The 21638-nt window shown below is 49.1% G+C and carries 16 protein-coding genes; 6 read left to right on the forward strand and 10 right to left on the reverse strand.

All coding sequences use genetic code 11. The annotated features are described in order from the left end of the window. Positions 1-48 precede the first annotated feature (48 nt). Complete coding sequence (locus PMG25_RS19865; RefSeq protein ID WP_283768635.1) at positions 49-5292, forward strand: Ig-like domain-containing protein; 5244 nt, start codon at positions 49-51, stop codon at positions 5290-5292. On the opposite strand, the gene PMG25_RS19870 is transcribed toward PMG25_RS19865, so the two are convergent. Together PMG25_RS19870 and grrM are read right to left on the reverse strand one after the other, a co-directional pair. Further along, positions 5289-6044 (reverse strand): class I SAM-dependent methyltransferase, encoded by a 756-nt coding sequence (locus PMG25_RS19870; protein WP_283768636.1) that lies wholly within the window; start codon positions 6042-6044, stop codon positions 5289-5291. The two genes, PMG25_RS19865 and PMG25_RS19870, sit on opposite strands and share 4 nt — an antisense overlap. Next, positions 6037-7191: a cyclophane-forming radical SAM/SPASM peptide maturase GrrM/OscB gene (gene grrM, locus PMG25_RS19875; protein WP_283768637.1), complete on the reverse strand. Its 1155-nt coding sequence runs from the start codon at positions 7189-7191 to the stop codon at positions 6037-6039. Before grrM ends, PMG25_RS19870 begins: the two co-directional genes overlap by 8 nt. Positions 7192-7332: 141 nt before the next feature. On the opposite strand from grrM, the gene PMG25_RS19880 reads away from it, so the two are divergent. Continuing rightward, positions 7333-7878, forward strand: a complete 546-nt coding sequence (locus PMG25_RS19880; RefSeq protein ID WP_283768638.1) for a 2OG-Fe(II) oxygenase — start codon at positions 7333-7335, stop codon at positions 7876-7878. Positions 7879-7928: 50 nt separating this feature from the next. Here the strand turns inward: PMG25_RS19880 and PMG25_RS19885 are convergent, their stop codons facing one another. The 4 genes from PMG25_RS19885 to PMG25_RS19900 all read right to left on the reverse strand — a co-directional run bounded on the left by PMG25_RS19885 (position 7929) and on the right by PMG25_RS19900 (position 11572). Further along, complete coding sequence (locus PMG25_RS19885; RefSeq protein ID WP_283768639.1) at positions 7929-8402, reverse strand: macro domain-containing protein; 474 nt, start codon at positions 8400-8402, stop codon at positions 7929-7931. Positions 8403-8549: 147 nt separating this feature from the next. Further along, positions 8550-10157, reverse strand: coding sequence for a flavin monoamine oxidase family protein (locus PMG25_RS19890; protein ID WP_283768640.1), 1608 nt, complete (start codon positions 10155-10157; stop codon positions 8550-8552). A gap of 53 nt (positions 10158-10210) precedes the next feature. Then, positions 10211-10936, reverse strand: coding sequence for a peptidylprolyl isomerase (locus PMG25_RS19895; protein WP_283768641.1), 726 nt, complete (start codon positions 10934-10936; stop codon positions 10211-10213). 63 nt (positions 10937-10999) lie between these two features. Beyond that, entirely contained in the window at positions 11000-11572 is a 573-nt protein-coding gene (locus PMG25_RS19900) for a photosystem I assembly protein Ycf4 (protein WP_283768642.1), read from the reverse strand. A 462-nt stretch (positions 11573-12034) separates the two neighbouring features. Between PMG25_RS19900 and psbD the strand changes: the two genes are divergently transcribed. Together psbD and psbC are read left to right on the forward strand one after the other, a co-directional pair. After that, positions 12035-13093 (forward strand): photosystem II D2 protein (photosystem q(a) protein), encoded by a 1059-nt coding sequence (gene psbD, locus PMG25_RS19905; RefSeq protein WP_283765204.1) that lies wholly within the window; start codon positions 12035-12037, stop codon positions 13091-13093. Between the two features lie 134 nt (positions 13094-13227). Next, positions 13228-14589, forward strand: a complete 1362-nt coding sequence (gene psbC, locus PMG25_RS19910) for a photosystem II reaction center protein CP43 (protein ID WP_347178885.1) — start codon at positions 13228-13230, stop codon at positions 14587-14589. 121 nt (positions 14590-14710) lie between these two features. Here the strand turns inward: psbC and PMG25_RS19915 are convergent, their stop codons facing one another. Both PMG25_RS19915 and PMG25_RS19920 read right to left on the reverse strand, forming a co-directional pair. Continuing rightward, positions 14711-16060: a DUF4335 domain-containing protein gene (locus PMG25_RS19915; RefSeq protein ID WP_283768644.1), complete on the reverse strand. Its 1350-nt coding sequence runs from the start codon at positions 16058-16060 to the stop codon at positions 14711-14713. A gap of 46 nt (positions 16061-16106) precedes the next feature. Beyond that, entirely contained in the window at positions 16107-16691 is a 585-nt protein-coding gene (locus PMG25_RS19920; protein WP_283768645.1) for a DUF3038 domain-containing protein, read from the reverse strand. Positions 16692-17000: 309 nt separating this feature from the next. On the opposite strand from PMG25_RS19920, the gene PMG25_RS19925 reads away from it, so the two are divergent. Both PMG25_RS19925 and PMG25_RS19930 read left to right on the forward strand, forming a co-directional pair. Then, the gene (locus tag PMG25_RS19925) at positions 17001-18413 is read left to right on the forward strand and encodes an amidase (RefSeq protein ID WP_283768646.1); all 1413 of its coding nucleotides are present in this window, start codon (positions 17001-17003) and stop codon (positions 18411-18413) included. A 25-nt stretch (positions 18414-18438) separates the two neighbouring features. Next, the gene (locus PMG25_RS19930; protein WP_283768647.1) at positions 18439-19122 is read left to right on the forward strand and encodes a GvpL/GvpF family gas vesicle protein; all 684 of its coding nucleotides are present in this window, start codon (positions 18439-18441) and stop codon (positions 19120-19122) included. Between the two features lie 3 nt (positions 19123-19125). On the opposite strand, the gene PMG25_RS19935 is transcribed toward PMG25_RS19930, so the two are convergent. Next, positions 19126-20631: a DUF3084 domain-containing protein gene (locus PMG25_RS19935; protein ID WP_283768648.1), complete on the reverse strand. Its 1506-nt coding sequence runs from the start codon at positions 20629-20631 to the stop codon at positions 19126-19128. 88 nt (positions 20632-20719) lie between these two features. Continuing rightward, positions 20720-21391, reverse strand: a complete 672-nt coding sequence (gene ntcA / locus PMG25_RS19940) for a global nitrogen regulator NtcA (RefSeq protein ID WP_283768649.1) — start codon at positions 21389-21391, stop codon at positions 20720-20722. Between the last annotated feature and the right edge of the window lie 247 nt (positions 21392-21638).

Below are 21638 nucleotides of genomic sequence, written 5' to 3' on the forward strand. Positions count from 1 at the left end.
ATCGCCGAAAGTAACGAAACCAATAACGAAGGCACCGTTACCCCCACGGTGACCACTCCCCCCGACCTGAGCATCACCAAAACCGCCAGCAGCAGCAACGTCAGTGCCGGAGACCCCCTCACCTACACCCTAGTCGTCAGCAACGCCAACCCTGGCGCTGATGTCACCGGTATCGAAGTTCAAGACACCCTCCCCACCGGCTTCACCTACTCCAATGCCACCACCCAAGCTGGCTTCAGTGCCAGTGAAACGGGAGGAGTCGTCACCTTCACCGGAGGCTCTCTCACCGCCGGTAGCACGGCCACCCTGGAAATCATCGGTACGGTCACCGCCGCCGCCAGTGACCCCTTCACCAACACGGCAGTGGTTGACCCCAACAACACCATCGCCGAAAGTAACGAAACCAATAACGAAGGCACCGTTACCCCCACGGTGACCAATGTAAGCAATAACCCACCAGATACTCAAAATAAGCTATCTGAAACAATTCCGAATGATGAACCTGCTCCAGTTCCCACTCTGACAGCAACCGATCCAGATGTTGGGGATACCATTACATCGTTTACTATCACCAGTATTCCCGATCCCAGTGAAGGGCAGCTTTTACTCAATGGCAACCCAGTTACGGCTAACCAACAACTGACTCCAGAGGAAGCAGCGCAACTGGTATTTAACCCCAACCCCACCTTCACTGGCAATGTCACCTTTAACTACACGGCAACCGATAACAATGGTAATACCGACGCAACTCCAGCTACAGTTACCATCCCAGTAGTCGAACCAACCCCCACATCTCCCCCAGAGGCGCAGGATAAGAATGGGCCGGTGCGTCCGAATGACGAACCTTCTCCGGTGCCGACACTCACCGGGACAGACCCGGATAATGATGTCTCGTTCTTCACGGTAACGAGTATTCCGCCAGCGAGTCAGGGAACCCTATTCTACAATGGGGAACCGGTTAAACCGGGTGATGCGTTTACTCCAGAACAGGCTGGACAACTGGTGTTTGACCCGAACCCCAACTTTACGGGGGATGCGACGTTTAACTACACGGTGACTGATGAAGCGGGTAATACTGACCCCACGCCAGCAACGGTAACCCTGCCTTTAGTAGCGGCAACTCCTACTAACCCACCAGAGGCACAGGATAAAACCACAGAAACTCGACCCAATGATGAACCGTCTCCGGTTCCGACGCTGACGGGGACTGACCCGGATGGTGATGTTTCGTTCTTTACGGTAACGACTATTCCGCCGGCGAGTCAGGGGACTCTGTTCTACAACGGGGAACCGGTTAAACCGGGTGATACGTTTACCCCAGAGCAAGCTGGACAACTGATATTCGACCCCAATCCCAATTTCACTGGGGATGCGACGTTTAACTATACGGTGACGGATACAACGGGTAATACTGACCCCACGCCAGCGACGGTTACCCTGCCATTTGTAGGGCCAACGACGACTAACCCGCCAGAGGCGCAGGATAAGAATGGGCCGGTACGTCCCAATGATGAGCCAAGTCCAGTTCCAACTTTGACAGGAACTGACCCAGATAATGATATTTCTTTCTTTACAGTGACGAGTGTGCCGACTCCTGAGCAAGGCACTCTGTTTTATAATGGGGAACCGGTTAAACCGGGTGATACGTTTACTCCAGAGCAAGCTGGACAACTGGTGTTTGACCCCAACCCTAATTTCACTGGGGATGCGACGTTTAACTATACGGTGACGGATACAACGGGTAATACTGACCCCACGCCAGCGACGGTTACCCTGCCTTTTACGGCTCCTACTCCCACTAACCCGCCAGCAGCGCAAGATAAAATCACAGAAAATCGACCCAATGATGAGCCTTCGCCAGTTCCGACGTTGACCGGAACAGACCCAGATGGTGATGTTTCATTCTTCACGGTAACCACCATTCCGCCGGCGAGTCAGGGGACTCTGTTCTACAACGGGGAACCGGTGAAACCGGGTGATACGTTTACTCCAGAGCAAGCAGGGCAACTGGTGTTTGACCCGAACCCCAACTTTACTGGGGATGCTACTTTTAACTATACGGTGACGGATACAACGGGTAATACTGACCCCACACCAGCAACGGTTACCTTGCCATTTGTAGGGCCGACCACTACTAACCCGCCAGAGGCGCAGGATAAGAATGGGCCGGTGCGTCCGAATGATGAGCCAAGTCCGGTTCCTACTTTGACGGCAACTGACCCGGATAATGATGTTTCGTTCTTCACGGTAACCAGTGTGCCGACTCCTGAGCAGGGGACTCTGTTTTATAATGGGGAACCGGTTAAACCGGGCGATAAGTTTACTCCAGAACAAGCTGGACAACTGGTGTTTGACCCCAACCCGAATTTTACTGGGGATGCGACGTTTAACTATACGACGACAGATGAGGCGGGTAATACTGACCCAACACCAGCGACTGTTACGCTACCTATTGAAGCGGCAACAATAACTAACCCACCGGAGGCGGTGGATAGGAGTGGGCCAGTACGTCCAAATGATGAACCGAGTCCAGTTCCGACGTTGATTGGGACTGACCCAGATGGTGATGTCTCGTTCTTTACGGTAACGAATTTGCCAAGTCCAGAGGAAGGGACTTTGTTCTACAATGGGGAGCCAGTGCGGCCAGGGCAAACGTTTACGCCACAGCAGGCTGGACAGTTAGTTTTTGACCCGACTCCTGGGTTTACTGGAGATGCGACGTTTGAGTATACGGTGACGGATACTAAGGGCAATACAGATCCGACTCCAGCTAAGGTTATTCTACCCATTCAAGGGGCAACACCGGGACTGCCCCCGATCGCCTCTTCAACTCCGAATAATCCTGTTCCGAATAATACTCCCAGTCCAGTCACTAGCCTCCTGGGAACTGACCCCGATGGAAATGTGGCTTTCTTAAAACTGGGGTCAATCATTCCCCCAGAACAGGGAACTCTGTTGTACAAGGGAGAACCGGTAAAACCGGGACAAACCTTTACTCCAGAGCAAGCGGCGCAACTGGTCTTTGACCCCAATCCTAACTACACGGGGGATGCAGAATTTACATTCACCGCCATTGATAATGATGGCAATGAGAGTGCCCCAGCGACGGTTACCATCCCCATTATCGGGGCAGGGCCGACAGCTCCTCCTGTGGCGAATCCAGCCACCAGTGAACCCATCGCTCAAGGCACTACCGAACCCGCGTCTGTACCAACTCTGACGGGTTCAGACCCGGATGGAATTGTTTCTTTCTTTACGATTGGGACTCCACCCACGCCAGAACAGGGGACGTTATTCCTGAATGGCGAACCGGTTGTCGCGGGACAACTGCTCACTCCAGAGCAAGCGAGTCAACTGACGTTTGTTCCTAATCCGAATTTTACCGGAGATGCTACGTTTACATTTCTGACCACGGATGAACGGGGTAATGTGAGCGCGGTTCCTGGGGTGATTACCCTGCCTGTGGTGGGAGAAACAGCAGGGGTGACTCCCCAACCGGATGGAGGTGTGCCACCGTTTATTCCAATTGGCAGTTTTGTGCCATCAAGCGCTGGGCAAACCATTACTGAAGTGATAGAGACTACTTCAACCCTGTCGTTTTTGGGATTTGACTGGGGGGCAATTCTAGGAATCGGGGCCCATCTGGATTGTATCGATCAGCCTTGGGAGTTTTATGCCCCTTCGGAAGCGCGGGTGAATTATACGATCGCCGAAGAAAACTTTTTCGGCACTGAACAGGCGGAATTGTTGCGAGCCGATCATGTGAATAACCGCATCTATGGCTATGGTGGCTATGACTTGATCATGGCTTATCAAGGGGATGATACGGTGTTTGCTGGGACGGGTAATGATACCGCTTATGGGGGCAGATATCATGATATTCTTCTGGGTCAGGAAGGTGCTGATCTTCTTCTGGGCGACCAAGATAACGATACGATCTTTGGCGGCCCAGGGGATGATATTCAGTTTGGCGGTCAGCAGAATGATTGGCTGTTGGGCGGATTGGGCAATGATACGGCCATCGGCGATCGCGATAATGATTGGGTCTTTGGTGAAGAAGGCTATGATTCCCTCATGGGCCATTTCAACCAGGATATTATCTTTGGAGGTCTCAATAGCGACACCATTCACGGCGGTCGCGGCTGGGATATTCTGTTTGGGGGGCAACACCCGGATACGGTCTTTGGAGACTTAGGCAACGATACAGTACGGGGGAATCTGGGCAATGATTCCCTGATGGGCGGAATGCACCGAGATTGGATTTATGGCGACCAAAACCGAGATGTCGTCCACGCAGGACAAGGCCATGATGTGGTGTTCGGTGGTCAACATGAGGATACGGTATTTGGCGATCGCCATAATGACACGATATCCGGTGATGATGGGGATGACTCCCTGATGGGGAATACCTGCTATGACCTGCTGTTTGGCGGGCGTGGCAACGATACCATGCATGGGGGACAACAAACCGACCTCATGTTTGGAGGACAACATGATGACTCCATGTTTGGAGATCGGGGTCGGGATGTGGTGTCAGGCGATCGCGGTTTTGATATTCTGTTTGGTAACCTGGCCAGCGACTTCATGTTTGGGGGTACGGAACGGGATACCATTTTCGCAGGACAACAGGATGATTGGGTCTGGGGAGGCCGAGATGATGATCTCATCAGTGGCGATCGCGGTAATGATATTGTATCGGGCGATCGGGGCAGTGATTATATGTTCGGCAACCAAGATAACGATACCCTCTATGGTTGCACTGAAGCCGACTGGATACATGGGGGACAACAAAATGATGTCTTGTATGGAGGCAAGGATAACGATACCTTAAACGGCGATCGCGATAACGACGTTTTATTTGGTGACCTCGATAACGACTCCCTCCTCGGAAACCAACATCGAGACATCCTCTCTGGTGGAGCGGGTAATGACATCCTATTTGGAGGACAACAGGAAGATACCCTTTATGGAAATCAAGGAGAAGATACCCTCAGTGGTGATTTAGGCCAAGATATCCTCTTTGGTGGAGAAGGAATTGATCTATTTGTCCTTCGCACTGGAGCAGTTGCCAATGATATTCCTTCAGCCGATATTGTCGGAGATTTCCAAGTAGGTGTAGACTTTATTGGTCTCACAGGAGGACTCAGTTTAGCCGATGTCACCTTAGAGAGTTTGAACAATACAACAATTATTAAAATCACTCAAACCAATCAAGTCTTAGGCATTATCAATGGTGTCACTCCAGAAGAAGTAATTCCAGCCATTATTCCTGTGGATATTGGTTTGGTTTAATTCTTTTGGATTTGTCCAATATAAAAAACGTAGCCGTAATATTGACTGTACTGGCGATAGAGGTCTATTTCTTGTTGTTCGCCCTCTAAAACTTGCAAGGCTTCTGAGTCATTCTGATACTCGATTTTGAGCTGCTTAATTTTGTTCTCCAAGGGCGTATAGTAATCTGTCCACCAAGCACTTTCGGGTAAGGTAAACGTATCAACCAGGGTATAACCGGCCGTTTCCATGGCGGCTTGATTTTCCTCTAGGGTTCTCATGGAGGGATAGCCTTCTTGCCAAAATTCCTTGACGGGTGCGGGAGGATTAGGTTTTAACCAACTAATTTCGGTGACGGCTAGGTATCCTCCGGGTTTGAGGAGCGATCGCCACTTGCTCAACCCGCGATCGAACCCCATGATATAGATGGCTCCTTCTGACCAAATCAGATCGAAAGATTCTGCTGCAAAGGGGAGGTCGGCCATATCTGCACAGACAACTTCTAAGCGCTCTCCCCATCCCTGACTCTCAAATCTTTGCTTCAGCTCATCGAGATAGGGTTGATAGAAATCCACCGCAGTAATCTTACCTTGGCTCAGGGTGGCCAGATCGAGGGTTTGTTGTCCTGGGCCGCACCCCACATCTAAAATCTGGGGACAGTCAGGTAAAGCACTCAGACGAGAAAAGGCCTGTTTTGTCGCTTCAAAATTACCGGGGCCTTGTCTAGGAAGGTCACTGTGTAATTGCCAAAAGACGGGATGAAAATCAGACATGAGTTAATCCTAAAGAATCCTCTAACCGTTCAACCACTAAATCGGTCATCATTTGTTCGTAATATTGACAGGCCATGGTTTGCGAGGAGCGAAAGGTTTTGTTTTCCCAATATTTATTACTGGCAGAACCGCCGCCACACAAGCCATAATATTGACAAGTATTTTGACACAGTTCGACCCCAGCCGTAATATCGCCATAGATGCGTTGGAATTTTTCACTCTCGCACACGGATTCTAAGCTATCGGTGAGGACATTGCCGAGGATAAAATCACCGTATTCTGCGGTTTTGATGGCTAACAGTTCGGGGTCGAAGGTGGAAAAATTGCCCTGATGATCGACATTGAGAATTACGAAGGGAGTGGTTAAACCGCTTCTGGGGATGCGATCGCCACTATAAATCAAACTACAAATCCGCTCAAATTCCCGTAGCTTCAATTCTCCGCCGCTTTGGGCCGTCAAATCCCAAAATCGGCGAATAAACGTCTTATAGCGCTTTCTAGCGTCCGTATTGGCGAGGGATGAGGACTGGTGTACCCCCTCTAATTCTTCGATATTAAAGCCCACATCCGTGAGACCGTTATCCATGAAAAATTCAAACAGCTCATCAGCATGGTCAAGGGAATCTTCCGTAATCACGGTGATAATGTTAAACGGCACGTCCTGTTCTTGCAGGTGGCGAATGCCGCGCATGGTGCTGTGATGGGTTCCCAGTCCCGTGCGGGTTTTGCGATGGGCATCATGGATAAAATCGGGGCCGTCAATGCTCACCCCCACTTGCACGTTATAGCGCTTGAAGAGGTCACACCAAGCGGGAGTAATTAAGGTGGCGTTGGTTTGCACGGATTGCCCAATTTTACACCCGGTATAATTTAAAGTTCGATCCAGTTCTGCAATCTGAGCGAGGGCAGTTTCATAGAACGAAATCGGCACAGCTAGGGGTTCCCCTGCGTGCCAACAGACGGTAAAGCGATCTCCCACAAACGGACTCTCGAAGATGCGCCGAAACACCGGTTCAATCAGATCCAGAGAAAACTGGTTTTTGAGATGGCGATCGGGTAAATAGCAATAGTCGCAATCCAGGTTACAAAAGGACGTGGTTTGCAGAATCACTAAATCTAAGGGGCCAAAGTTAGATAAATCCAACATATTCTCGGTTAATCGGGGTTTAGGGTGACTCCATTGTACAAAATCATCCTAATCCACATCCCACAACTTGATGGTTCCGTTCACACTCCCAGAAGTTAAGGTCTAACTATAGTAGACTGGCCAGCAGTCCTACTGAATCATATGAAAATAATCGAACTGAGCAAAAATATCTTGATCCTTGAATCCCTGCTATCTGTACAAGAATGTAGTCAACTCATCGATCAATCTGAAAAAATGGGCTACTCCGAAGCCGATATTCAAGTCCATGAAGGTCGGCAACATTTACCGAACATTAGAAATAATCACAGAGTCAATGACTATTCACCATCCCTAGCCCAAGAATTATGGCATAAACTCGCTTCCTATTCCTTACCCATCTATGAAGGCAAACAAGCGATTAGTCTATCTCCCTATTTCCGTTTCTATCGATATACCCCAGGCCAGAACTTTAAAATTCACCAAGATGGTCGTCAAACTGTAGAGGGCAATGAAACCTTATTCACCCTATTGATCTTCCTGAGCGAAGACTTTCAAGGAGGTGAAACCCAGTTTCGACAAGACCGGATTAAGATTACCCCTAAAATCGGTCATGCCTTAATTTTCGAGCATCGATTATGGCATAAAGGATGTCTAGTCGAACAGGGAATCAAGTATGTATTACGCACCGATATTGTCTACAGTCACTAATCTAGCTTCGCACGGCAGAAGGGTAATAGGTAATGGGTAAATAGTTGTCATCAAGATAGGGGTTTTTTATATTCCACCACAATCACCTGGCCATCATAGTCAATCGTCTTGAATTCATCCATCATAATCGACTTACTCCATTCTTTACCCCGATTACCCGATCCTGATCCAATCAGGGGAAAAGCGACAGATTTATAACCCCCTTGAATCACTTCAGTCATAGCAAAATGGGTCGAGGCACGTACTGAATAATCCGTTGCCACCCAGAAAAGATTAATTCCAGCCACATGAATAATAGCTTTGAACGGAAGATTACCTGCATGGGTTACCCTCGCTTCACCCAAAGGAATTGGCCCCATTTTCCCTAATTCCTTAAAGGGTGAGGTTCCCCCTTTTTTCTTAATGGCTCCAGACACGCCTTGAGGCAAAAGTAACCACCAGGGAATCAGATTCCGATTCCAAGGATTGACGATAACATCCACAGGTTGATTGAGTATATCCCCCAGAACAATGTCAAGTTTCATGCTTTACTACAGCGCTGGGCGCTGCCCCAGTAATGAGTAAGAATATAAAGTGCGAGGCTGTACTTATACTATTTATATTGTACTTTAAAACACTTTAGCTTAGGAATCCCCTTACCTACGATGTGCTGATGACTAACTCGATCGCACTCAAGCGCTTGAAGATCCCATAACTCCCAACTGCCTTAACACTGTTTTCGCGGCTAAACGTCCCGACTGTGCCGCACCATTCATATAGCCTTGATGTTCATCACTGGTATGTTCTCCAGCAAAAATCAAGCGCCCGTGATGAACGTTTTGCTCGTCTTCGCCCTCGATGTAAACGTGATGTTGAGCAAATCCTGTATACTGCCTTGGCTTAAAGCAAGCATAGCTGCCTAAAGCATAACCATAGGTCGGCCAATGGAGGCGAGCGGCCTTTCCGTTGTAGCTTTTGAGTAGATTAGGAATGAAAGGATCGAGCATTTCGGTATAGAGACGAGCATTCTCTTCAACGCTGTAGCGCTGACTCTCCCAACCAATATCTCCTCCCAGATAATAGGTCATTGCTCCCAGTTCAGACTGTTGCAGTTGCGAAGCTTCAAAAAAGGTTTGCAAGGGCAGATCGGTATATCCCAGACCGCTTAATCCTTGGTCTCGCCAGACGGGTTGGTTATGGCCGACCGTCACTTTCACATTATTGGCGTAACCTACCTCGTCGATAAACTGGCGCAAGGTCTGGGGCAAGGATACACCCATGGGAACGGAACGAAGAACGCTAAAGGGAATGGCGAGAACGACGATATCTGCGTCTACATCGGTAGAGTTGAAGGTGAGTCTAAATCGCTCTCCCTGCTGCCGAATGGATTCTAAGGCCATTCCTGTCTCAATTTGATTCTGTAATTCTCCTGCCAGGGCATCGGTAATCGCTTGCGTGCCATTTTGAACTAGATATCGTTCATCGGAATATCCAGTTGATTCTACATTGCCTTGCTCATCCACAGTAGGAAGCAACCAGATCAGGTTCAGGGCTGTGATGTCATCGGCTTCGAGTCCCATCTCAGTAATCATGACGAGTTCGATGAATTCTTGCAACCATCCTGATAGGCCGATACGATCGCCATATTCAGCCACCGAGAGCGCATCTAATTCAATACTGACATTCTCCCAATCTTCATCCAGGCGATCGCTATCAACAGCAATTCGCTCGGCAACGGGGAGAAGCGCTTCAGCGAGTTTGGCTTCGGAGATCGTTTGCCCATCAAAATAATAGAGATCTTTGAGAGCCAATTCTTCAGGGACAAAGCGATCGAGCAAAGGAATCTGGAATTCTTGGGCTAGGGCCAGCATATCCTCATGGTCGCTATTGATATACTCAGCACCCAAGTTTACCCAGAGACCTTTACCGACCACATCTTTAACGGTATACATTCTGCCACCGACGCGATTTGAGGCTTCGTAAAGGGTGGCGCGGTAGCCTGCTTTTTTCAGGTGGTAGGCAGCACTCAAACCCGCCATCCCCGCTCCAATAATGGCAATTTTGGGGTCAGTTACATCTTGCGCCCAAAAATTAACACCGGGAGATTGACCTCCAGCAGCCAAGAGCATTCCACCGCCAAAGATTCCGGCACTTTTGAGAAATGAACGCCGTTTTAGACTTTGGCGGTTCTGATGCTGTTGTATTTCTGACCATTCATCAAGGGGAATTCCACGGCGATTGGATTGTGCGGCCAAACGCAAGGCGCGAGTGAATAGACTGAATAATCGATTGCGTGCCATATTTAGGGAATAGGGAATGGGGAATAGGTCGTTTGATCTTTCCCTTGATTCAACTACCGTTTTAAGTTTTCCAAACCCTGGGTGACTTTAGCAGATTCTATACGATCGCCTTCTTGAATTTGATCGATTGCGTCCATGCCTTCGGTAACATAGCCGAATACGGCATAATTGCCATCTAGAAAGGAGAGATCGGACAAGGTGAAATAAAACTGGGAGGAGGCAGAATCGGGAAATTGCGATCGGGCCATCGCTACTGCCCCACGGGTATGCTGAAGTGCTGGAGGTTTGGTAATTTGAGCTGCCGGAAAGGTCTGACCATAAATCGGTTCACTCTCGCCTTCCGGGGTGATTTCTAGGGGAATTTGCCGCTCTTCTCCCGTTGCTGGATCGATAAATCCACCGGTTCCATTGCCTAGGGGATCGCCCCCTTGAACCACAAAGGGTTGAGGCTCCCGCACCACCCGATGGAAGGTCAAGCCATCATAAAATCCGCGCTCGACTAAATCGACAAAATTCCCGGCTGTGACTGGGGCTTTTGTACCATCGACATTGATCGTAATGGGGGAGCCGTTAACGGTCATTGCTACCGTTGCTTGACCGTTCAAGGTCGGTAGCCCCTCAAAGGGGCGATCGGGACTCGAAACCGGGGAAGCGGTAACGTCTGGGGCTGTGGGGGAGCCATCCGATTCCGGAGCAGAGAGGTTACCACTGCATCCGGCGATCGCCAATGTACTCAAGAGCATCAGCGAGATGACCCAATATTTTGGTCTAAGTTGCATAGAATAAGATTGATTTAATTTCTGTTACCAAGGCTACTCATAGATTCTACCGGCCAGGAGTTTTTAGAGTCCTTCTAAAGGTACTTCTAAAAATCGGGCTAACTCAGCAGCTTGGTTTTCTAGATCTGAGAGGCTTATGGGTTGTCCCACACGGGTTAAGGGAATATTACCTTTTCCTTTGACGCGCAGATAAATTTTCCGTTGGGGATTGAGTCCTTCTTTGATAATCACGCCCACGGCTTGAATATCTTCTAAGGGATAAGTCAAATCAAGTTGGCGATTTTTGCCAGGAAAACCCCAACGAAAGATTTGAGCCTTACCCGTTTCGGTATTAAATTCGTTATATCCGCCGCCCACATCCCACAGAATCACCAGCCATAGATACAAAGCCAGCAATAATCCTGCACTACCATATAAGCCCATCACCAAGCCTTGAGGCACAAACACTAGCTCAGTGGGGTTACTAAAGGGGATGAGGTTGATTTGTGTGTAGCTCGATATTCCGGCCAGTAAAAAGCCAGTTGCGCCCATAGAAATAATAATTGCCCAAGCATAATTACTCAGTCGGCGCGAACCGAGAATCGATTGGTGTAAAACTTTTTTGTTGGTTGGTGTGGAGGTTCCTTGTGCCGTCATAGGTCTGGGTGAAGTTGGATCGCTATACCAAATTAAGAGTGCTTTCTGATTCTACCTTAATCTTTGTCCAGCATGGAAAGGAGGCGATCGCTTTGGAACTCTCATCTAGCCCCTCTCTATTCTGAGAGAATCTGAGAATATGTGTGACATATTGTAAAAATCCTCAGATTGTTTATTATAGATATTATGCGGAAAATCCAATCTCCTTAAGGAGTTGGATGCCTTTTCTGCTTTCTTGTGGTATGTTAAGAAAGATTAATTTGCCCCTGAGTAAAAGCTCCAGTGGCAAATTAATTAAAGTAATGGCTGTTCCTGAAAGTGGAGAGGTCTGAACCTCTATAGGAAAAGACACTCAAGGATTTTACCACCAAGTGGTCAATCCCTTGAAAATCCGCTCAGGGAACCTTTGGGAATTCATCCCCTGCAATTGATTTAAATTTGTAACGTCAGAGGATTTGCTCAATGACAATCGCAGTCGGACGCGCCCCCAGTGAAAGAGGATGGTTTGATGTCCTCGACGACTGGCTAAAGCGCGATCGCTTCGTCTTCATCGGATGGTCAGGACTTCTACTGTTCCCCTGCGCCTACCTCTCCATCGGCGGTTGGCTCACCGGAACCACCTTTGTTACCTCCTGGTACACCCACGGACTGGCTTCTTCCTACCTCGAAGGCGCTAACTTCCTCACCGTAGCCGTATCGAGTCCCGCAGACAGCATGGGACACTCCCTGCTGTTCCTCTGGGGCCCAGAAGCTCAAGGAAACTTCGCTCGCTGGTGTCAGCTCGGCGGACTCTGGCCCTTCGTAGCCCTCCATGGAGCCTTTGCCCTGATTGGGTTCATGCTGCGGCAATTCGAGATCGCCCGTTTGGTCGGCATTCGCCCTTATAATGCGATCGCCTTCAGCGGCCCCATCGCCGTATTCGTCAGCGTATTCCTCATGTACCCCTTGGGACAATCGAGCTGGTTCTTCGCCCCCAGTTTTGGAGTCGCAGCCATCTTCCGGTTCATCCTCTTCCTACAAGGATTCCACAACTGGACGCTCAACCCCTTCCACATGATGGGAGTAGCCGGCATTCTCGGCGGAGCCTTACTCTGTGCCATCCACGGAGCCACCGTCGAAAACACCCTGTTCCAGGATGGAGACAAAGCCAACACCTTCCGGGCTTTTGAACCCACCCAAGCCGAAGAAACCTACTCCATGGTCACCGCCAACCGGTTCTGGAGCCAAATCTTCGGTATCGCCTTCTCCAACAAACGTTGGTTGCACTTCTTCATGCTCTTTGTACCGGTAACCGGTCTATGGATGAGTGCCGTGGGCATTGTGGGCTTAGGTCTGAACCTGCGAGCTTATGACTTCGTATCTCAAGAACTCAGAGCAGCAGAAGACCCAGAATTTGAAACCTTCTACACCAAGAATATCTTGTTGAACGAAGGCATTCGGGCTTGGATGGCTCCGGCTGACCAACCCCATCAGTTCTTTACCTTCCCCGAAGAGGTTCTTCCTCGCGGTAATGCTCTGTAAAATAAACTTGTGGTCATTATCCCTAAATCAGAGATAATGACTCACATCCTTTGATCAATACCCCTTTTTTGACCTAGATCGTAGAGAGTAGAACAAGAGGTTCGACTAGCGTGCAAACCACCTTTAATCCTTCAATGGTAATGGGCGGTCGTGACCAAGAATCCACCGGTTTCGCTTGGTGGGCTGGTAACGCCCGTTTAATTAACCTATCCGGTAAACTGCTGGGCGCTCATGTTGCCCACGCCGGTCTGATTGTCTTCTGGACTGGCGCAATGACCCTGTTTGAAGTCGCCCACTTCATTCCTGAAAAGCCCTTGTATGAACAAGGCGCTATCCTCCTTCCTCACCTAGCCACCCTCGGTTGGGGTGTTGGCCCTGGTGGCGAAATTGTAGACACCTTCCCCTACTTTGTAGTCGGTGTTCTGCACCTGATTTCTTCTGCCGTCTTAGGTTTAGGTGGAATTTATCATGCCGTTCGTGGCCCCGAAACCCTAGAAGAATACTCTTCTTTCTTCGGCTATGACTGGAGAGATAAAAACCAAATGACCAACATCATTGGCTACCACTTAATCCTCTTAGGATTAGGAGCCTTATTGTTGGTCTTCAAAGCCATGTTCTTTGGTGGTGTTTATGACAGTTGGGCCCCTGGTGGCGGTGCGGTACGGATCATTAGTAACCCCACCCTTAACCCAGCCGTAATCTTTGGCTATCTCGTCAATGCTCCCTTTGGTGGTGAAGGCTGGATCATTGGGGTAGCTAACATGGAAGATATCATCGGCGGTCATATCTGGATTGGCTTGATTTGTATCTCCGGTGGTATTTGGCATATTCTCACCAAGCCTTTTGGTTGGGCCCGTCGTGCTTTCATCTGGTCGGGTGAAGCTTATCTGTCCTACAGCCTAGCTGCCCTATCCCTGATGGGCTTTATCGCTGCTGCCTATGTTTGGTTTAACAACACGGCCTATCCCAGCGAATTCTACGGCCCCACCAATGCTGAAGCCTCTCAAGCTCAGTCCTTTGTCTTCTTAGCTCGTGACCAACAGTTAGGAGCTAATATTGGTTCCGCACAAGGCCCCACTGGTCTCGGTAAATACCTGATGCGCTCTCCTACCGGTGAAATCATCTTCGGTGGTGAAACCATGCGTTTCTGGGACTTCCAAGGCCCCTGGTTAGAGCCTCTGCGTGGGCCCAATGGTTTGGATCTCAACAAACTGAAAAATGATATCCAACCTTGGCAACTGCGTCGTGCTGCTGAGTATATGACTCATGCACCGAACGGTTCCATCAACTCTGTAGGTGGAATTATTACTGAGCCGAACGGGTTCAACTATGTTAACCCCCGTGCTTGGTTGGCTGGTTCTCACTTCATTTTTGCTTTCTTCCTCTTCATTGGTCACCTGTGGCACGCGGGTCGCGCTCGTGCGGCTGCGGCTGGCTTTGAAAAAGGAATTGACCGCGACAATGAGCCAGTTCTGTCTATGGGTGACCTGGATTAATCATGGGTTAACCTTAGATACAAAAGCTAATTTTAGTTTTTGATAAAAAAAGAGAGAGAGGGATTAGATCCTCTCTCTTTTTTTTAGTTAATCCAAATCCGGAGAAGAGTGCCCTTAATTTTTAATTGCCAGGAGGAGATTGTAAGAAGGTTTGTACTGTACCATCGGGATTTAAGACAACACGCAAACGGGGTTGTAGATTTCCTTCTAAGGGAGAAACTAAGGGTTCACCGAGTAAGGGCATTCCGGTGCGATCGAGGTAGGTGGCTGCGGTTTCTCCGAGGGGAGCAATTCCTCGAACGGTGCCATCGGAATTGAGCATAATATTATATTCAATCGTTTTATTTAAACTTTCTGGTGGAGTCCAGCGTTCTTCAAAATAACGCCGGGCTTCAGCGACTTGGGGGATATTATCAAATAGGTTATTTTCTCCCCTGGCGCTCAGGTCTACGGGAGGGGAGGCGCTTTGAGCTTCTGTGGGGGGAATAACCTCGTCGAGTTCTGTGGGGGGACGCTCTAGGGAGGGTGCAGGGGCAAGGGCGGGGATTTCTGCTTCAGGAGCAGGCAAAATAGGGGTTGATTCTGGTTGTGCGATCGCTGCTGGAGGGGGGATAGGAATGTCCTGGGAAGGGGGACTTAAGACCGGCTCAGGGGGCGGAAAATTGGGAGCAGGAGGGGGGGCTGATGCGGTTCTATTGGCGGGTTGGGATGGGGAAATTTCGGGCGTTGCCGATGGGCTAGACGATTCAGAAGTCACACCACCAACAGGGGGAGGAGGAGGCAGTTTTTCATCGGAGGTCATGGGTGAGGGTGAGGGTGAAGGAACCTCGACCGGAGCAAGGGGAACGCTGGGGGATTGGGCGATCGAGGGATTATCATAAATTTCTGGGTTTTGAGGAGTCTGTTGGCTCTGGGGTTGAGTGGCGGTTTCAAAGCTTGATTCTGGATAGGGATACAAGTTTTTAAACACCATGACACTGGTGGCGGTAATGCCAATACCTAGGAGTAAGCTGGCTGCAAATCTTAGGGGATGGTTGGGTTGGGTGATGGGTTTGGGGGTTTCAACTGCTTCAGGGAGGGCAACGAGATCTAAGTTATATTGCTCGATCGCCGTGGCCAGATCGAACAGTTGCAGAGCGCTAAGGGTAACGGTGAGATTCTGGTTATCCTCTCCGAGGGGGCCCAGGTTAAGCTGATGTTGGGTGAGGGTTTTGGGTTCGGTTGGGGGAGACTGGGTGAGGAGATTTTGCACCGTGGTAGTGACGGTATCACAGAGGGTTTCGAGTTGGGTGCGATCGCCTTTAAGGGTGATTTTCGCCTCCATTCCTTCCCGTGGGTCATCGAAGTGTAACCGAAAGCGCAGGTTTTTGATTATCGGTTGTTTCGTCCATCTAGAGAGCGCAGAGGATTGACCGATAATTTCTAGGGTGCAGGTGGGTGGGGTATAGCGTCGAATGACGGAGGAACTCATGGGGTCAATTCAATTAAAAATTAAAAATTAGAAATTAAAAATGAAGCTACAGGGAGCGGTCTAGGAGGGCTAACCAGAGACGACGGGGGCCTCCGGGACTGGAGTAGAAGAGTAGATCGATCAGGAGTTTGAGGGCTAAGGGGGTCAGCTCGTCGGGGGGGATGTCTTCTCCATCGAGCATTCGCTCTTGATAGGTGTTGGTAAAGGTGTCTAGATAGTCTCCTAGGAGGGCAAGGGTATGCAGGGGGCGATCTTCGGCGGTGAGTTGTTCTAGGAGTCCGACGGCACGGCGAATGAGTTCTTGGTGATTTTGGGCTAATTCACAACAGATTAACACCAGCGATCGCGCCTCTTCCACATCCAGTTTTTTCCGGCCTCCACTCCCTTTGCGTAAGGGACTCGCTTGACGTAAACGCCACAAGCTAACGCGATCGCTTACCCCTTGTAAATTGAGTTTACTCGCTGCTTGTAACATGGCTTCGGAGCCAATTCCCGCCAAGGCCTCCAATGCCAGTAAAATCAGATCTAATTGGGCTTTGATATTGTCAAGTTGCTCTGGATCGGGAGTTTGATCCAAGGGCAATTGAGACAATGGGGACGTTGATTTAGGCGACTTCACGGGTGAAGGCATACTTTAAGCATAGGGGATGGTATTGATTCTAGTGTGAGTGTTACAGGTTTGGAAACCAGTTTTTGCAGAATGGGGCGTTGTGAATAAAAAACCCCCAGCCGCTAAGAACTGGGGGTGAGATAGGAATCAGGGTGCATCTATTGACTCTTGTTCCCCTAGATAAAAGACGGCTCCGGATCAAATAAAAATTAGACCTGCGTCTGAGATAGGACAATTGGTAAACTGGCCAAGCGATCGCCACACCAATGACTACAACTCCCCATAATAAAGAATCTGCTTGCGAGAATACCAATCTCAACCCTAACCATCATGAATGCAACCGACCTCGCCTTTACTCCAGCCACAGAACAGGCCCAACTGATCCGCAGCAAACAAGTTTCTCCCCTAGAATTAGTTGAACTCTATCTCGACCGTATCGCCACCTATGACGGCCAACTGGGTAGCTACTTTACTGTCATGGGTGAAGAGGCGATCGCCGATGCTAAAGCGAAAACGGAAATCCTGGCTCAACATCCCACGGATCTCCCCCCTTTCTTTGGCGTTCCCATTCCCGTCAAAGACCTCAAACGAGTCAAAGACGTGCGCTGTTGTTTTGGAGTGGCTGCCCTAAAAAACGAAATGGCCACCGAAGATGATGGCATCGTTACCAAACTGCGAGAGGCTGGATTTATTCTCCTCGGTAAAACTGCCACCTCTCAAGTCGGTTCCATGCCCTTTACCGAACCCCCCGGCTTTCCTCCTACCCGTAACCCGTGGAACCTAGAGCATACCTCTGGAGGCTCTAGTGGGGGCGCTTCGTCTGCCTTAGCTGCTGGCTTATGTCCCATTGCCCATGGATCGGATGGCGGCGGTTCAGTCCGGGGGCCTGCCGCCTGTTGTGGAGTTGTCGGTTTAAAGCCCTCGCGGGGTAGAATTTCCTTCGCTCCCCTCGGCGATAGTCTCCACGGTTTAGGAACCAATGGGGTTTTAGCCCGCAACATTGCTGATACGGCCACTTTACTCGATGCCATGGCGGGTTATATCACGGGAGACCCCTATTGGTTGCCCGATCCTCCGATTCCCTTTGCCCAAAGTTACCAAAAGCCTCTTTCTTCTCTGCGAATTGCCTTTAGTCCTAACCTATCTGACTTTGGTTTGGCTACCCCAGAGTATCAACAAGCCGTGACTGATACGGCCAAGGTCTTAGCCGATCTGGGTCATCACTTAGAAGAAGCTTGTCCGGCAGTTGCTGATATAAAAGAACCTTTTACCACCATTTGGCAGTCTGGAGTCGCTGCTTCTGGTTTGCCTCTGCAACTGTTGGAGCCGATCAATCAATGGTTAGCCTCTGGTACGGTGAACGCGGGTCAATACCTGCAAGCAGTTGGTCAAATGCAGAGGATTAGCCGTCGGATTGTGGCCTTTTGGGATTGCTATGATGTTTTACTGTTGCCGGTTTATTTGCATCCGCCGATTAAAGTGGGAGAATGGGCTGGTTTAGACCCGGCTCAAGCCTTTGAAAAAGTTACCCATTGGGTTGCTCCGTGCGCTCCCTTTAATGCTACGGGACAACCGGCGATCGCTCTTCCTGTGGGGTTTGGCGATCGGGGTTTACCCCTGAGTGTACAACTGGTGGGCAAACCGGGTGCAGAAGCTACTCTTTTATCCTTAGCGGCTCAGTTAGAACCGATTTATAATTGGGGTCAATATCGTCCCTCTTCCTATGGACAAAGGGAGATATGATTGCGGGGATGGGTTATAGACGATCATGTATACTTACGCCTTGATTAAAACACCCTCTACGGCTCTAGAACTGCCTCCAGGATTGGTGGGTGATTTAGAGCTGGTGGGCACTCCCCAGTTAGCGGCTATTACTGAGCCACGGATGTCGCCGACTAAAATGGAGGCGCTGGTTCAAGATGATGGACTTCTAGAGCAAGCTTATATTCATTATGGGGTCGTGGTCTGTGATTTATTTGCCAAGACTACGATTTTACCTCTGAAATTTTACCATTGTTTCCGCGATCGCCCGGCCCTAGAAGAGCATCTCAGCACCCATCAAGACCAGTATCTGAAAAGGCTCCATACCTTGGAAGGGAAAGGGGAATATATCTTAAAGGCGTTTCCCAAACCCCTAGAGCTTCCCCCCTTAGAGAAGGAACAAAAGGGAAAAGCCTACTTTCTGGCCAAGAAACGCCGCTATCAGGAGCAGCAAGAGTATCAAAACCGGCAAGAGGAACAATGGGATAGGCTGACGGAGCAAGTGCTGGCGCTCTATCCAGAGGCTATTATTCCTGAATCCGAAGACGAAAAACGAGAACTGTTTTGGTTAGGAGACAAGAATGGGCGATCGCCCTTAGACCAACACTTATTAACCTGGCAAGAGCTATGCCCCGATTGGGATTTACACTTGAGCGATCCGATCCCACCCTACGATTTTTTAGCGGGATAAGCTTTACGGTTCTTGAACATTCTGCCTAAGCATTGGGGAGGAAGTCCGAAAGACTTCCTCATTCTCTTCAAAAGCGACTAAATCAATCCGCAGGGGGCCGGCTGTATAGGTAGTTTCCGAGGCGATCGCTTGAATGGTGATTCGGGTCGGGTTTTCTTGAATTTTCTCTACAAAATTCATCAAGGTTTCCGGCGAACCATCGCCCACTTGTAAGCGGCTTTCTAAAATCCCTCCTCGACGGGCCCGAAAGCGACAAGATTCGATCAAAATTCCAATTTGTTCGATTAATTCCTCTTCACTCATGGTCGCGCCATTGGTTATGCCAGTGGCGATCACTTCTCCAGATTCAAATACTACTTGATTTAAGGCCACATCCGCAAAAATTTCCACATTCGATTCGCCGCGAATATAGTTGCCTGCCGACAACAACCGAACCACATATTCTTGACCATCAGCAATTCGTTCTTGCAACTGTTTTACTTGGTCTTCAGTGACTTGAATGACTTGCTCATTGAGTTGGCCTGTTCCTGGTTTCACCTGTTCTCTAGCCGATTGATTGGCAATTTCCAATAACCGATTAACCGCTTGTACAGAACCTTGGGGATCAAGAATTTCTACGACCACAGAAGCCAGGATTTGTCCGCGCAATAAAGCCAAGTTTCCTTGACGTAAATCTTGATAATCTTGATAATATTGTTCAAAGATCCTCACTTGTCGCTCTAAAAATTTCTGTTGATTTTCGAGTTCTTTTAATCGCTCCTCTCGCTCTTCAATGACTTGATTGCGATCCTCAATTTCCCGATCGCGGTTTTCGATCTCCTCATCTCGCTGGGCAATTAACTCATTGCGTTCAGCAATTTCTTCATCTCGTTGTGCAATTTGGGACTTAACCTCATTTTGCTGACGAATTAATTCTTCCCGCTCGGATCTCAGTTGCTCTAATTCTGATCGTAGCGTTTCGGTTTGAACATTGACTCTTTGCAGTTGATCTTGGGCTTGTTGAAATTTTCCCATGACCTGCTGTAACTGAACTTGGGTTTTCTCAAAATTGGCTTGAATCTCCCTTAACTGGGCTTGAGTTTTGTCCAAGTTTTCCTCGGTGGCCGATTTTTGGGCAATCACTGTCTGCAAACTGGCATTGAGATTATCTAAATTTTCTTGTACCAGTTCCCGTTCTGCTCGAGCCTGAGCGAGGTCAATTTCAATCTGGGCCTTTTGCGCTTGAGTTGATTGGAGTTCTCGACGAGCTTGACGCAGTTTACGCTGGGTTTCATCATACTCAAAAATCCCTCGGCGCAAAGGCTGACTCATAGCAAAGAGAATGCCTAGGGTTGACCCAGAAATCAAAGTACCCGTAACAATGGTTACTAAAACGGCAGTTTGTCGGGGGCGAAGATTAAATAAACTTAACCTGGCTTTACCCACCTTTGTCCCCAGGCGATCGCCCAGGGTAGCGAGTAAACCCCCTAAAAATAAAATCGAGACAATTAGAATAATGCCAATAGTCATGGGTAGCTACAGACAATCCAAGATCCAGCCTATCCCATCAGAGTAAAGGCGATCGCCCAAACCGTCAGAATTTACATGGGTGTTCAATTTAAGCAAACTGTTGACTCAGAACTACTGGATTATGTACCGTAATCTTCTTCTTATGGATAGAAATCATCTTTTCCGCTCGTAAATCACCCAGCAAACGGGTAACCGTGACTCGCGTAGAGCCGATCGCCTCGGCGATCGCCTGATGAGAGAGCTTTAGATCGATCGTAATTCCATCCTCGGAAGGAACCCCAAAATCTCGACATAAAATCAACAAAAAACTCACCAGTCGCGATCCCATATCCCGGTGAGCCAATGTCTCAATCATCATCTCCGTTTGTAAGATCCGAGAAGAAAGACCTTGCAGCATCACCATCGACAGCTCTGGATTTTGTTTAATCGTCTTCTCTACCCGATCGATGGGCAGAGAAAGCAATTCTACTGGGGTAAAGGCCACAGCATGATAAAATCGGTCGGAGCGATGGCCGGTAATTAAGGACAACACCCCGAAGACACTATTTTCCCGCAGGAGGGCTACAGTAATCTCCTCTCCAGCCTCATAAACTCTAGAGAGCTTAACCGCTCCTTTGAGCAGGAAATAAACCCGCTCGGCTGGATCGCCCGGAAAAAAGATGGTTTTACCACGCTCAAAGCTTTCCACCACTGGAGGAAAACCACCGCCACTCATTTGGCGAAACATAGCCGCTAGGGGTTTGTCATCACTGAGTACCATATTGCTTTACTTCGTAATGTGTGACTGTGCGATCGCGATAGCGTTGCGGAGCAATCTCGCTCTCCAACCAAGTGATCTGGTGAGCAGTGTATCACCTCCCACCACTGGCCTTAAAACAAATTTAACGGAGTTTTTAAATCAAGGTGTTATCTTAATCCGGGATGGATTGGTATGAGTTTAACGAATCTAGACCCATTCGTGGAAAACTCGACCCCAAAAAATCTCTGCCCACCCAGATCGGGCAGTC

This window comes from Roseofilum capinflatum BLCC-M114, from assembly GCF_030068505.1.
GTDB lineage: Bacteria > Cyanobacteriota > Cyanobacteriia > Cyanobacteriales > Desertifilaceae > Roseofilum > Roseofilum capinflatum.

Excerpts from the sequence above, each read along its gene's own strand:
- PMG25_RS19870 (WP_283768636.1), bottom strand. The coding sequence starts at position 6,044 with ATGTCTGATTTTCATCCCGTCTTTTGGCAATTACACAGTGACCTTCCT.
- grrM (WP_283768637.1), bottom strand. The coding sequence starts at position 7,191 with ATGTTGGATTTATCTAACTTTGGCCCCTTAGATTTAGTGATTCTGCAA.
- PMG25_RS19880 (WP_283768638.1), top strand. The coding sequence starts at position 7,333 with ATGAAAATAATCGAACTGAGCAAAAATATCTTGATCCTTGAATCCCTG.
- PMG25_RS19885 (WP_283768639.1), bottom strand. The coding sequence starts at position 8,402 with ATGAAACTTGACATTGTTCTGGGGGATATACTCAATCAACCTGTGGAT.
- PMG25_RS19890 (WP_283768640.1), bottom strand. The coding sequence starts at position 10,157 with ATGGCACGCAATCGATTATTCAGTCTATTCACTCGCGCCTTGCGTTTG.
- PMG25_RS19895 (WP_283768641.1), bottom strand. The coding sequence starts at position 10,936 with ATGCAACTTAGACCAAAATATTGGGTCATCTCGCTGATGCTCTTGAGT.
- PMG25_RS19900 (WP_283768642.1), bottom strand. The coding sequence starts at position 11,572 with ATGACGGCACAAGGAACCTCCACACCAACCAACAAAAAAGTTTTACAC.
- psbD (WP_283765204.1), top strand. The coding sequence starts at position 12,035 with ATGACAATCGCAGTCGGACGCGCCCCCAGTGAAAGAGGATGGTTTGAT.
- psbC (WP_347178885.1), top strand. The coding sequence starts at position 13,228 with ATGGTAATGGGCGGTCGTGACCAAGAATCCACCGGTTTCGCTTGGTGG.
- PMG25_RS19915 (WP_283768644.1), bottom strand. The coding sequence starts at position 16,060 with ATGAGTTCCTCCGTCATTCGACGCTATACCCCACCCACCTGCACCCTA.
- PMG25_RS19920 (WP_283768645.1), bottom strand. The coding sequence starts at position 16,691 with ATGCCTTCACCCGTGAAGTCGCCTAAATCAACGTCCCCATTGTCTCAA.
- PMG25_RS19925 (WP_283768646.1), top strand. The coding sequence starts at position 17,001 with ATGAATGCAACCGACCTCGCCTTTACTCCAGCCACAGAACAGGCCCAA.
- PMG25_RS19930 (WP_283768647.1), top strand. The coding sequence starts at position 18,439 with ATGTATACTTACGCCTTGATTAAAACACCCTCTACGGCTCTAGAACTG.
- PMG25_RS19935 (WP_283768648.1), bottom strand. The coding sequence starts at position 20,631 with ATGACTATTGGCATTATTCTAATTGTCTCGATTTTATTTTTAGGGGGT.
- ntcA (WP_283768649.1), bottom strand. The coding sequence starts at position 21,391 with ATGGTACTCAGTGATGACAAACCCCTAGCGGCTATGTTTCGCCAAATG.